Origin of the sequence: Acinetobacter gyllenbergii CIP 110306 = MTCC 11365, from assembly GCF_000413855.1 — a bacterium.
Taxonomy (GTDB): domain Bacteria; phylum Pseudomonadota; class Gammaproteobacteria; order Pseudomonadales; family Moraxellaceae; genus Acinetobacter; species Acinetobacter gyllenbergii.
On the sequence record NZ_ATGG01000019.1, the window covers coordinates 1 to 13,728 of the forward strand.

General features: G+C 40.7%; 12 protein-coding genes. 5 read left to right on the forward strand and 7 right to left on the reverse strand.

All coding sequences use genetic code 11. The annotated features are described in order from the left end of the window. Positions 1-251: 251 nt before the first annotated feature. On the reverse strand, positions 252-1,883 hold the full coding sequence (locus F957_RS08420) for an inorganic phosphate transporter (protein WP_016541738.1): 1,632 nt from the start codon (positions 1,881-1,883) through the stop codon (positions 252-254). Between the two features lie 438 nt (positions 1,884-2,321). Here F957_RS08420 and metH point away from each other — a divergent pair, with 438 nt between their 5' ends. Both metH and F957_RS08410 read left to right on the forward strand, forming a co-directional pair. Further along, positions 2,322-6,008, forward strand: coding sequence for a methionine synthase (metH, locus tag F957_RS08415; RefSeq protein WP_016541739.1), 3,687 nt, complete (start codon positions 2,322-2,324; stop codon positions 6,006-6,008). Positions 6,009-6,195: 187 nt separating this feature from the next. Further along, positions 6,196-7,200, forward strand: coding sequence for a DUF2971 domain-containing protein (locus F957_RS08410; protein WP_016541740.1), 1,005 nt, complete (start codon positions 6,196-6,198; stop codon positions 7,198-7,200). A gap of 100 nt (positions 7,201-7,300) precedes the next feature. On the opposite strand, the gene F957_RS08405 is transcribed toward F957_RS08410, so the two are convergent. From F957_RS08405 to def, 4 genes are all read right to left on the reverse strand, one after another. Next, positions 7,301-7,669, reverse strand: coding sequence for an endonuclease domain-containing protein (locus tag F957_RS08405; RefSeq protein WP_016541741.1), 369 nt, complete (start codon positions 7,667-7,669; stop codon positions 7,301-7,303). Positions 7,670-7,757: 88 nt separating this feature from the next. Further along, positions 7,758-8,228: a hypothetical protein gene (locus tag F957_RS08400; protein ID WP_016541742.1), complete on the reverse strand. Its 471-nt coding sequence runs from the start codon at positions 8,226-8,228 to the stop codon at positions 7,758-7,760. A gap of 173 nt (positions 8,229-8,401) precedes the next feature. Continuing rightward, a complete protein-coding gene (locus F957_RS08395) occupies positions 8,402-9,679 on the reverse strand; it encodes a glutaminase (RefSeq protein ID WP_016541743.1) in 1,278 nt (425 codons plus the stop codon). A 115-nt stretch (positions 9,680-9,794) separates the two neighbouring features. After that, positions 9,795-10,277, reverse strand: coding sequence for a peptide deformylase (gene def, locus F957_RS08390; RefSeq protein WP_005273808.1), 483 nt, complete (start codon positions 10,275-10,277; stop codon positions 9,795-9,797). Positions 10,278-10,409: 132 nt separating this feature from the next. Between def and F957_RS08385 the strand changes: the two genes are divergently transcribed. Further along, a complete protein-coding gene (locus F957_RS08385; RefSeq protein WP_016541744.1) occupies positions 10,410-10,613 on the forward strand; it encodes a hypothetical protein in 204 nt (67 codons plus the stop codon). Positions 10,614-10,655: 42 nt separating this feature from the next. Here F957_RS08385 and F957_RS08380 read toward each other — a convergent pair whose 3' ends face one another. Together F957_RS08380 and F957_RS08375 are read right to left on the reverse strand one after the other, a co-directional pair. Beyond that, entirely contained in the window at positions 10,656-11,147 is a 492-nt protein-coding gene (locus F957_RS08380) for a DUF2505 family protein (protein WP_016541745.1), read from the reverse strand. A 107-nt stretch (positions 11,148-11,254) separates the two neighbouring features. Next, positions 11,255-11,545 carry a hypothetical protein gene (locus tag F957_RS08375; RefSeq protein ID WP_016541746.1) on the reverse strand — a complete coding sequence of 97 codons (291 nt, stop codon included), beginning with the start codon at positions 11,543-11,545 and terminating at the stop codon, positions 11,255-11,257. A 247-nt stretch (positions 11,546-11,792) separates the two neighbouring features. On the opposite strand from F957_RS08375, the gene F957_RS08370 reads away from it, so the two are divergent. Continuing rightward, positions 11,793-12,233, forward strand: a complete 441-nt coding sequence (locus F957_RS08370; RefSeq protein WP_016541747.1) for a universal stress protein — start codon at positions 11,793-11,795, stop codon at positions 12,231-12,233. Positions 12,234-12,473: 240 nt separating this feature from the next. After that, positions 12,474-13,715, forward strand: a complete 1,242-nt coding sequence (locus F957_RS08365) for an OmpP1/FadL family transporter (protein ID WP_016541748.1) — start codon at positions 12,474-12,476, stop codon at positions 13,713-13,715. The last annotated feature ends 13 nt before the right edge of the window (positions 13,716-13,728 follow it).

Below are 13,728 nucleotides of genomic sequence, written 5' to 3' on the forward strand. Positions count from 1 at the left end.
CATTCAGCCATTCAGCCATTCAGCCATTCAGCCATTCAGCCATTCAGCCATTCAGCCATTCAGCCATTCAGCCATTCAGCCATTCAGCCATTCAGGGCATCATAAATTGACAAAAGTATGCTCACCCACTTTAAAAAGACAACTCATAGCTAAAATCAGACAACCTTGAAGAAAAATGAAAGTCACAGAAATAAAAAAAGCTTTGCCGAAGCAAAGCTTTTAAATTCTGTTTTAAACTTAGAAATTCAAGATTAAGAAACGAATTGTAAGAACAACCAGTATAAACCACCTGACAATGCAATCGTCGCGGGTAAGGTAAAGATCCACGCTGAAAGAATGGTTTTCACCGTTGCGAAGTTCAAGCCTGATCGATTCGCAACCATGGTCCCTGCAACCGCACTGTTTAACACGTGTGTGGTTGATACTGGCATACCTAAGCCATCCGCCGCAGCAATGGTGCTCATTGCGACCAATTCAGCCGACATCCCCTGACCATAAGTCATATGGTTCTTACCAATACGCTCACCAACAGTCACTACAATACGCTTCCAACCCACCATTGTACCTAGACCAAGTGCCAGTGCTACCGCAACTTTCACCCAGTTCGGAATATATTGGAGGAATGAATCCAAGCTACTACGATATTCTTTAACCACTTTCGCTTGCTCTTTATCCATTTCTGGTAAAGCTTCCGCTTTGTCTAAACGTTTGAACGTTGTCGTACTTAAATACATGTCATTGCGGATTTCACTGACAGCAGCTTCAGGAATCGCTTTAAGATCGCCATAACCTGCAACACGTGTACCTAAATGAGCCGTCATACTTGCAAGTGCAGGTACAACTTCAGCAGTCTGCTCTTTGGTTTGAATATACTTGGTTAATACATCACGCGCTTTTTCATCTGTCAGCTCGTTTTGATTAACATTTAAAACCGTCGCAGTTTGTGAAGAAAGTTGCTCGAAAGACTGTAAATGCTGAGCATCTAAGTTTTTATTCAATGAATAAGCCAATGGAACCAAACCGATCAAGATCAACATGATCAAGCCCATGCCTTTTTGACCATCGTTTGAACCATGCGCAAAACTTACACCTGTACAGGTAAAAATCAAGATAGCACGAATCAGTGGTGGTGGTGGCTTATTGCCTTCTGGTGGCTGAAACAGCTCCATTTGGCGTTTAAAGACTTTCTTCACCAATAAGAATAGGATTGCTGCAAAGGCGAAACCAATCAATGGCGAGAACAATAAAGCCTTACCTACTTTAATCACCTGATCCATATCAATACCACTACTGGTCGCACCAGCAGACGCATTCAAGATATGGTTCATGATGCCCACACCCAAAATCGAACCGATTAAGGTATGTGAACTTGATGCAGGAATCCCCAAAAACCACGTCCCTAAATTCCATAGGATTGCCGCGATTAACAGAGCAAAAACCATCGCAAAGCCAGCACCACTGCCGACATTCATGATCATCTCTACAGGGAGTAATGCAATAATACCGTACGCAACTGCGCCACTCGCCACCATAACCCCAAGGAAGTTACAGAAACCAGCCCACATCACTGCTGCTGGAGCAGGTAATGCATTGGTATAGATAACCGTCGCTACAGCGTTTGCCGTATCGTGAAAACCATTTACAAACTCAAAGCCTAAAGCAATGAAGAGTGCCGTCGATAAAAGAATAACTGAATATAAACTTAAAGGCGGTACATGTGCCAAGTCAGCACTGAGCTGAAAACCAATATAAATCAGTGTCGCAACAATAACAGTTAAGAACACCGGCATAAAAAATTTCGGTGTTGGTACATGTACATTCGTCGATTTTGCCTGAGAGCTGGCAAGCGGTGAATCCGAAACAGGAGGAAGATTAGAATTCATGTAGACGGTTAGAGGATAATAAAATCCCCTGTATTGTTTAATTAAATTATGACAATTATATGACAAAGGACTGTCACATAAAGCCAAAATTTCATGTTTTCATCACATTTTTTTGTATTTTCTTGCGATAAACCCGCCCTACTCTTTATTTTAATTAATAAAAAACAATGCATTATAAATTCAAAAACAGCGATAGAACTGTTTGTCTGATTTTGCAACAAATGCAAAGAAATATGAAATCAAACTGTCATATTTCGAACAAACTGTTTGCTTTTTAGGCATTATCTATCTCAATTGTGACAATTAAATGAAGCTTTTATGACATTTTAAAATGAACCAATGAATCATCACTGCTGACTGCTGAAAATACGCGCTTTTGCCTCGCTTCTGTTACAATGCCCCTGCTTTTTTATCTTCATCATCGACTGGGGTTTCTGAATGTCCACGCTTACCACCCTACAATCACTTCTTGCCCAACGTATCCTGATTATTGATGGTGCGATGGGAACCATGATTCAACGCCATAAATTAGAAGAAGAAGATTATCGTGGTGAACGTTTTGCAGATTGGGCATCAGACCTGAAAGGCAATAACGACTTATTGGTTTTAACCCAACCCCAGATTATTCAAGGTATCCATGAAGCCTACCTAGATGCAGGCGCGGACATTATTGAAACCAACAGTTTTAACGGCACCCGTGTTTCAATGTCGGATTACCACATGGAAGATCTTGTTCCAGAGATCAACCGTGAAGCGGCACGTTTAGCACGTGCAGCCTGTGACAAGTACTCGACCCCAGATAAACCTCGTTTTGTTGCAGGCGTACTCGGCCCCACTTCACGTACCTGTTCAATTTCACCGAATGTTAACGACCCTGCATTCCGTAATATTACCTTTGATGAACTCAAAGAAAATTATATTGAAGCTGCCCATGCCTTGATTGAAGGCGGTGCTGACATTCTGTTGATCGAAACCGTATTCGATACTTTGAACTGTAAGGCTGCAATTTTTGCGGTGAAGGAAGTCTTCAAGCAACTTGGTCATGAACTGCCGTTGATGATTTCAGGCACCATTACCGATGCATCTGGCCGCACCTTAACAGGTCAAACCGCAGAAGCGTTCTGGAACTCGGTGCGTCATGGTGATTTACTGTCGATTGGTTTTAACTGTGCCTTGGGTGCAGATGCCATGCGTCCACATGTGAAAACGATTTCTGATGTTGCAGATACCTTTATTTCTGCCCATCCAAACGCTGGTTTACCGAATGCCTTCGGTGAATATGATGAAACGCCTGAACAAACGGCAGCATTCATCAAAGAGTTTGCTGAAAGTGGTTTGATCAATATCACGGGCGGTTGCTGTGGTACCACACCCGACCATATCCGTGCTATTTATAATGCAGTCAAAGACATTCAGCCACGCCAAGTGCCTGAAACTGTTCCTGCTTGCCGTTTAAGTGGTTTAGAACCATTTAACATTGATGAAAATTCATTATTCGTGAATGTTGGTGAACGTACCAACGTGACGGGTTCAAAAAAATTCTTACGTTTAATCCGTGAAGAGAACTTTGCCGAAGCTTTAGAAGTGGCTCAACAACAAGTTGAAGCTGGTGCACAGATCATCGACATCAACATGGATGAAGGGATGCTCGATTCGCAAAATGCGATGGTGCATTTCCTCAACCTTGTCGCATCTGAACCAGATATCTCTCGTGTGCCGATCATGATTGACTCATCGAAATGGGAAATCATTGAAGCAGGCTTAAAATGTGTACAAGGTAAACCTGTTGTTAACTCAATTTCCTTGAAAGAAGGTTATGACGAGTTTGTCGAAAAAGCGCGCCTATGCCGTCAGTACGGTGCTGCAATTATTGTGATGGCCTTTGATGAAACAGGTCAGGCCGATACCGCTGCACGGAAGCGTGAAATCTGTAAACGTTCTTATGATGTTTTGGTCAATGATGTCGGCTTCCCTGCTGAAGATATTATTTTTGACCCGAACGTATTTGCCGTGGCAACAGGGATTGAAGAACATAACAACTATGGTGTCGACTTTATTGAGGCTACAGGTTGGATCAAACAAAACTTGCCGCATGCCATGATCTCAGGCGGTGTCTCTAACGTATCGTTCTCTTTCCGTGGTAATGAACCAGTGCGTGAAGCGATTCACTCGGTATTCCTTTACCATGCCATTAAACAAGGCATGACCATGGGGATCGTGAATGCGGGTCAAATGGCGATTTATGACGATATTCCAAAAGAACTGAAAGAAGCGGTTGAAGATGTTGTTCTAAACCAGAACCAAGGTGAGTCTGGTCAAAACGCCACAGAGAAACTGCTTGAAGTGGCAGAAAAATTCCGTGGTCATACTGGTGCACAACGCGAAGCTGAAAACCTTGAATGGCGTAATGAATCGGTTGAAAAACGTCTTGAATATGCCTTAGTTAAAGGCATCACCACGTATATTGATGAAGATACCGAAGAAGCCCGTTTAAAAGCCAAACGCCCACTCGATGTGATTGAAGGCGCATTGATGGATGGTATGAACGTGGTTGGTGACCTGTTTGGTTCAGGTAAAATGTTCCTGCCACAAGTCGTGAAATCTGCACGTGTGATGAAACAAGCCGTGGCATGGCTAAACCCGTACATCGAAGCTGAAAAAACGGGTAGCCAGTCGAAAGGTAAAGTGTTGATGGCAACTGTAAAAGGTGACGTACATGATATTGGTAAAAATATCGTGGGCGTGGTCTTGGGTTGTAATGGTTATGACATCGTTGACCTTGGCGTGATGGTTCCTGCGGAAAAAATCCTGCAAACTGCGATTGATGAGAAATGCGACATCATCGGTTTGTCTGGTTTAATCACCCCATCTTTGGATGAAATGGTGTTTGTTGCCAAAGAAATGCAACGTAAAGGCTTTGACATTCCACTGTTGATTGGTGGTGCGACCACATCGAAAGCGCATACCGCAGTGAAGATTGATCCGCAATATCAGAATGATGCTGTGATTTATGTGGCAGATGCTTCTCGTGCAGTGGGTGTTGCAACGACCCTGCTCTCGAAAGAAATGCGTGGCAATTTTATAGCAGAACATCGTGCTGAATATGCCAAGATTCGTGAACGCCTAGCCAATAAGCAACCGAAAGCAGCCAAACTCAGCTATGCCGAATCAATTGAAAATGGTTTCAAGGTGGATGACAACTATGTGCCACCGATTCCAAATCATTTAGGTACGCAAGTGATTACCAACTATCCATTGGCGACCTTGGTTGAATATTTTGACTGGACACCATTCTTTATCTCTTGGAGCTTGGCAGGTAAATTCCCGAAAATTCTGACAGATGAAGTGGTCGGTGAAGCGGCAACTGATTTATATAACCAAGCACAAGAAATGTTGAAAGACATTATCGAGAATCATCGTTTCGATGCGCGTGCGGTGTTTGGTTTATACCCTGCACAACGTACAGCTGCGGATACAGTCAGCGTGTTTGATGAAACTGGTCAAAAAGTGACGCATACTTTTGAGCATATTCGTCAGCAATCTGACAAAGTGACAGGCAAACCGAACTTATCTCTCGCTGACTTTATTAGCACCTCTAAAGAGAATACTGATTATCTTGGTGGTTTCACTGTATCGATCTTTGGTGCAGAAGAATTGGCAAATGAATATAAAGCCAAAGGTGATGATTATTCAGCAATCTTGGTTCAGTCTTTGGCTGATCGTTTCGCCGAAGCATTTGCCGAGCATTTGCATGAGCGTATCCGCAAAGAATTCTGGGGCTATAAAGCTGATGAAACTTTGGATAATGAAGCGCTGATCAAAGAGAAGTATGTTGGTATTCGTCCTGCACCAGGTTACCCAGCTTGCCCAGAGCATTCTGAAAAAGCGGTGTTATTTGACTGGTTAGGTTCGGAAGCGAAGATCGGTACCAAGTTGACTGAACACTTTGCCATGATGCCACCTTCTTCTGTCAGTGGTTTCTATTATTCGCATCCTGAAAGTGAATACTTTAACGTGGGTAAGATTTCTCAAGATCAGCTTGAGGATTATGCGAAACGTAAAGGCTGGACACTGGACGAAGCGAAGCGTTGGTTAGCACCGAATTTAGATGATTCGATTGGTTAAGTTAGACTCCTAATCTCCCCTAACCCCTCTTTAAAAAAGAGGGGAACTTTCACGTATCTAATAAATTACGTGACAGCTCCTCCCTTTTTAAAGGGAGGTTGGGAGGGATTGAATAAGAAAACATGATTAAGTCTAAATTATTTAAAGAAAAAATTATAATTGTAATAAATTCAAGAGGAATTCATATATGTTGGTATATAAATATCGTGGTGGTGCATTTGAAAGAGATCTAAAATCTTTAAAAAATAATGAGTTTTGGGCATCAAATACAAAACAACTCAATGATCCTTGTGAAGGACTAATAACTAGTAGTGCCTACCAGCAACAAATTAATGTTCTTAAAGATATTTTCCCTCAAAACAAAAACAATATAACTTTAATCGAGCAATGTCTTAAAAACATTATAGATATGAAAGATAGTAAACTTGGTATCTTTTCTTTAAGTAGACGTTATGATGATGAACTTCTGTGGGCACATTATGCTGATAGCCATAATGGTTTTTGTATTGAATACGATCTAGAAAGACTGTTATCAAACCAAAATCCTAGACATCGATTTTTTGACGTTCAATATACGAATAGCATCCCTAATTTAGATCTTTCAAATATTATAAATCAAAATGACTCTGATAAATTAATTAGAATAATGCTTGGATTTAAATCTCAGCGCTGGGAATACGAGAATGAATTAAGAATTATTACAGAAAACCAAGGGTTAACTACATATGATTTCAGAGCTGTAAAAGCTATATATTTTGGATTAAAAACCCCAAAAGAAGATATAGAACTGTTAATGCAGGCTTTACAAGGCAGAAAAATAAAATATTTTCAAATGCAATTAAAACCAAATTCTTTTGAGCTAGAAGCTAAACAAATAAAAGATAAATTTCCAACTAGTGTAAAGTATAAATATTCAATAGCACCTATCAGTAAATTAGCAGTCGATCCTTCCACCTTAAAACTGGAATACCAAAAATTTTCACCATATTTACAGAAGTTAGCAGAAATTATTAGACGAGAACCAGATTGCTATGAAGTTGACTATATAGATATAAGTCTTTCTAAAAGCACATTAGATAATCCTATATTTTTTGCTCAATATAGAACTCAAGAGGATGTTTTTTTCACCCAAACTGTACATTACACCACATATGAAATTGATACAGAATATGATCAAATTGATGATCTCTAGTATAACAATCCTCCCCAACCCTCCTTTAAAAAGGAGGGAGCGGCGCGAATCCACGATATAGGTCCAATTCACAGCAAAGCTTCCCTCTTATATAGCGGGATTAGAATGGCTCTAACCTTTGCCGAATCACATAATAAATCTGCTCTACTACAACATCAAGCTCAGTCAAAATCTGATGATTACTTAATCTTAAAGTGATCAGACCTAATTCACTTAAAGCATAATCACGATTTTGGTCAGCTTCCAACCCTATTTCGGTGTAATGCTGCCCACCATCACATTCAATTACTAAACTTGCTGTGGGACAATAGAAATCTACAATAAAGTTTAGAATCGGTTTTTGTCGATAAAACTGTAATCCTAGTATCTGTTTACGTCTTATTCTTTGCCATAGCAGTTGCTCAGCATCTGTCATATTGCTTCTTAAATTTCGAGATGCTTGCTTTAGATTTTTATTATAAGGCTTCATCTAATCAATTCAACGTTAGAGTAAAATTAAGAAATAAAAGACAGCTAAATCTTTAGCTTACCAATCTTGTATACTTAATCTTCCAAAATTAACAATCATCAAAGAACAACTTATATTTTAGAAGTTTTCCATTTTTAAAAACAAATTCTATTGAATCATTTCCACTTTCAGCCAGCCCACTATAAACAGCATTCTTATTTTCAGCATCCATCCACAATTCATATTTTTTGAATTGTTGCATAAAACTCTTTTGATCTATCCCACTACGAATCTTTTGCCCATGAAACACTAGCGCATTGTTCTGACTAAAATAAACCTCTTTAATGACACCCGTGTCTAAAAGTTTAAAACTGCCATAATCATATTCATCAGGGAAATAGCCACCGTTACATTCATCTGGTTTTCCTTTAACAACACTTTTCGGTTTACCCAATGAACGTATAGGCACCTCCCAATTATTGTACGTTTTACCCTGAATCACAGGTTGAACAAATGGAGCTGCAAAGAGTGGCTGTGAAACCATACTCATCAATGCTAAACCCAATATTTTATTTTTCATTTTAGATATTCTGCAAAAACTAATCGGCTCAGTATAAATAAAATTTGAAGTAAATACGCCCCACAAGCGACAATTCAACCAACAATATTATTTAATACGATGTTTAAACCTTACATCGGAAAAACATCGCACTAATTTAGAACCTATATCATTTCAATATAGGCTCTCTACGCCTACAGCTCTTTATGCTTTTCAATCAAATCCTCAAGATTCTGATAAACATGCAACACCCGATCTTTATGCGTTCGTGCATGATCCAAACGCTGCTCAGGATCAACTAACAGCAAATTATGACCATCATCAATCAAGCGATCAATACCTTCTAAAAACATCCGTTTTCCGACATCATGAATCAAGGAAATCTGAGTTAAATCAATCACAATAGAACTTTTATCGACAGGCTCACATTGCAAGGTCCGTAACAACATTTCCGCTTCAGTAAATTTCAATACACCGCGAAGCACATACACACTCAAAGATGCATCTTTTCCAGTGCGATAATGGCTCTGCACAATGGTTTGCGCAGACGGCGTGCCTTCCATCAAATGCAAGCCCATATCACGGGAGAGCCGCTCCAAGATATCTATGCCACGTACACTGTTACCATGTTCATCGAGTCGAGGAGAAAAGGCTGCAATACTCACCTGACCTGGCAACACACCCAAGATTCCACCTGCCACGCCACTTTTAGCAGGAATACCCACCGTTGTGAGCCAATCCCCCGCTGCATCGTACATCCCACAGCTCATCATCACACTCAGGACTTGGCGTACCACTGCCCGATTCAATAGGCGTTTACCAGTTTTTGGATCAACTCCACCGTTGGCAAAAACACTGCCCATCCGCACTAGATCTTTGACCGTGACCAAGATCGCGCATTGGCGAATATAGCCGTTCACAATCTCTTCAGGATCGGATTCCAAAATCCCCACGGTTCTTAACATATAACCAATCGAGAGATTACGGTAAGCCGTTTTTACCTCAGATTCATATACCGCATGATCAAATTGCAGCTCACGTCCTGCCAGTTCACTCATAAATCGACGTAAAATTTCTGCGCCTGATACATCTTCTTTGGCAGGTATTAATGAATGTGTAGTAATTGCACCCGAATTAATCATCGGATTTTTAGGACGGCGGTCTTTACCCAATGAAATTTCATTAAAGGCTTCGCCTGAAGGTTCAACTCCAACTTTCTCTAATACCGCGTCTATACCAAGCTGTTGTAGCACGTAGGCATACGTAAATGGTTTAGACATCGATTGAATGGTGAATTCAATCTCATCATCCCCAACGGAATAAATCTCACCATCAACTGTGGATAAGGCCAGTGCCAGTCGATTCGGATTGGCATTGGCTAACTCAGGAATATAGTCTGCGAGATGCCCACTATTATCGATATCGCAGGCATCTATCACATGTGCCAAATAATCAGGAAGTGGAGTTTTCATGGTCATCTAGCCTTTAAATGTTTCAAGTTTTAATTTAGATAAAAGTTATAATACAGATCACTGATTATATAAAAATTATAGCTTTTGTAATGATTTTATGAGCTTACAAACATAACTAACTCAAACGCTCAACAAATAAAATACCATCCAAATGATCCACCTCATGCTGAACAATACGCGCAGGAAAACCCTCAAAAGTGGTTTCAATCACTTCACCCTGTAAGGTGTAATAGCGAACTTTGACCGCTTGTGCCCGTTCAACCTGCCCACGTTCATCGGGCACACTGAGACAGCCCTCCTCACCCAAACAAGACTCTTGAGAAAACGCTAAAATTTCAGGATTGACCATCACCACAGCATCCATTTCAGGCGCATCGGGATAGCGTGGATTGGGACGCGATGCCACAATAATCAATCGCTTCGAGATATAGACCTGCGGTGCGGCAATCCCAACACCATTACGCTCCAGCATGGTCGCATGCATGGCAGAAGCCAATTGCAACAACCATTCACTATTAAATTCCCCGTTCGCGACCGTTGCCGCTTTAATTTTTAGAACTTCTTCACCACGTTGTGCTACTGGTAGAATTACACTCATCCCACGCCCTTATAATTGTTTTGACCAAATAGTGAATATTATCGTATTGGATATTTTATCGCGTTACCATAATTTTCATTTAAGAATCTTGTCATAATATATTCGCGATAAAAATAACGCATGGCAAAGCACATGAATGCAACTCAACTATTTCTAGGTGTCATCTTTAGCTCAATAGGCTTAGGCTATTTTATGTATGGCAAAAAGCAGAAAATGACTGTGCCTTTAGTCTGTGGTTTGGTCTTGATGCTCTTTACCTATTTTATTGATAGCACGGCCATGATCAGTATCATTGGCGTGGCGCTTTCGATTGTTCCCTACTTCCTGCGCTTCTAAATAAAAAAACTCCCCACATGGAGAGCTTTCTTTCCTGCAAAATTAAAGGTGTTTCTTTAATTCATCGGCCACGATCTCGATTTCAAGCGTGCTGAATTTACGGATTTCACCTTCTGCATGCTTCTCTAGCATACCGCCAATCAAAGGTACTTTAACTTTAACCGTCCACGTTAAAGAGATATTCACTTTTTCACTATCACCCGTAACACTGCGCTCGCCCTTCGCTTCCAAAGGCAGGTTTGCACCCAATTCAACTGTCGAGGTTAAGTTTTTCAAATGGGTAATATCAGCACGTTTTAAACGGAACGCATTTTTTAATAATTTTTTCGCCACCTCTGGAATATTGACATCCAGATTATATTCACGGCGTAAGGTATAAATATCACCATTAATATTCGATTCGATAATTTCCAAGTTCTCACCCGGAATACGTTTACACACTGCTTCATGCAATGAAGTATCCGCCACCAGTCTTGAAAAGTCCTCAATTGAAACACCATGAATTGTTTCATTAACCGTAAATTGATGTGCCATTTTTAAATGTCCATTTCGTTTTATTAGGATGTCATCATTGCGCAAAAGTATAGCATTCTCATTTAGATCACAAAATCTGATCAGACAAAAAAGGATGACTGCTTGGATTAGTTATTTTTATTGTAATGATGCCGTATGCCTAATTTGACCGTGACCCGTTCCATACGGCTGATATATAGATAATGATCGCCATATTCAATCACCGCATAAAAATGTTCTGCTCCATCATCTAAACCTGTGGCTGACCACGTGGTGCCTTGCGGAAACGCATCTAACCATGCCGCTTTGTAGAAATCTGAAACCGAATCAAAATCCAAATAAAACGCTGGATCAGCCATAATTTTGGCTGCCATCTGGTCAAATTTTTGTTGTTTAAACGCCTCTAAACTCAATAACACAAAGCTTCCTTCTGATTTAAATCGTGCTTGAATTGCATGGTTAACTCTCAGCTTTATTTTCCACTGAATTACAAAAATACAGTGATTTTCTTATGCTGCTATTTTGCTGCGGAATATGCTGTTTTTCTACATTATTTTCAGTTTTATCATATATTTTTAAGCCGTTCTGATTTGCTAGTGCAGGCTCAATATGTTATCACCTTGTTATGTTTTCTATTTTTACAACGATAAACGATAAGGAGTAAATATGTCTTACCAAAATATTTTAGTTCCTGTTGATGACTCTCCAATTTCCTATGCCGCAGTCGAACATGCGCTTTCTTTAGCAAAACTCTCTGGGGCAAAAGTCACTATCCTGAGTGTGGTTGCGGTTGACCCATTTGTCGGTGTGGATTTTTATCAGGTTGCCCCTGCAGTGACCGATTATTTTATGCAAGCCGAGGCACAAGCCAAAACACAACTACAAGACATTTCTCAATCCTTTGTCCGTGATGGCATTCAGGTGAATACCAAAATTCATCATGGCACAGCCAGTGAAGGCATTATCTTTGTTGCCGATGAAATCGGAGCTGATCTGATTATTATGGGTTCACATGGCCGCACAGGGGTAAAACGTTTATTGCTGGGTAGCGTGGCCCGTGCCGTTTTAACCGAATCACACATTCCAGTATTGATCGTGAAGCAATAACGCTTTGCTTGAAGTGAAAAAACCTTGTGTCTCGGCACAAGGTTTTTTTATTGTCTCAAAGTTAGGGATTTGACCGCTCCGCCCCCCCATATTGATCATTTTCAACCCTATTCCAGCCCTGTAAAAGATGTTTCACTCAAACCTAGGCATTGCATTCACTTTCCCACGAAAGTGAGAAGATGACCGTCAATAAAAACAGCATGTTTAAGAATAAGACACAGTTTTACAAGGATGATCAATATGAAACTCAATCCAATGGTGATTGCCCTCTGTGGGATGTGCATCAGTACATTAAACCACGCTGCGGCACTGGATCAATCGGGACAATCCATTCTCCCTTTTCTGGAAAATGGCAATTATGTCGAGGTCAATGCCACAGCTGTTGATGCTGATATTTCAGGAAAAATTCGTAATCGTCCAGAACTGGTCAATGATCCGCAAAATCTTAACTCAGGCAATATGGGCAATAGCTTTCAATATTATAGTGCCGCACTCAAACTCCAACTGACTGATCGAATCAGCTTTGGTCTGCTCTATGACCAGCCTTTTGGTGCCGATATTACTTATCCAATACAATCGAATAATACCTTTTCGGATAATGAATTTACCCAGCAAGGCACATCGGTCAATGTTGATACCGAAAGTATTAGCATGATTTTGGGTGTCAATCCTTTTAGCAATTTTCAACTCTATGGCGGTGCCGTCTATCAATCGGTCAAAGGTGATGTCGCGCTGCGTGGTAATTCATACAGCGAAGCCTTTAATGGCTATGATGCCAAATTTAAACAGGATCATGCTGTCGGTTGGCTGGCAGGCCTGAGCTATCAAATTCCAGATATTGCCTTAAAAGCTGCGGTGACCTATCGCTCCAAGATCGACCACGATATGCAAGTGACTGAGACCATGTTCGGTCAACCGTTAGAAGCAACTACGCCAAGTAAAACCAAAATTTCGACACCACAATCGGTGAATGTTGATTTTCAAACTGGTGTGTATAAAGACACACTGCTCTATACCAATCTACGTTGGGTCAACTGGAAAGATTTCCATATCCGCCCTACTCAGTTTGGTGCAGTTACGGAGTATCTAACAGGTTTGATCAGTGAAGGAAGCTATACGGGTGGTTTTGATTTAGACAGCTATCAAAAAGATCAATGGACGGTCAATGTCGGACTTGGACATCAGTTTACTGAAAAATGGAGTGCATCGACTGAAGTCAGTTGGGACTCTGGTACAGGCGACCCTGCATCCACGTTGAATCCAACCAAAGGGTCTTGGGGTATTGGTCTAGGCGCTCAGTTTAATCCTGCCCCGAACTATTTTATTGCCGCTGGAGTTAAATACTTCTGGTTAGGTGATGTGGTTGCCGAAGACGGTACCTATTATATTCCTGTACCAGGGATTAAACCTATTGCTGAACAGGCCGATTTTAAAGATAACAGTGCAATCGCTTATGGTTTGAAAATAGGCTATCACTTTTAATCACGACATCTCA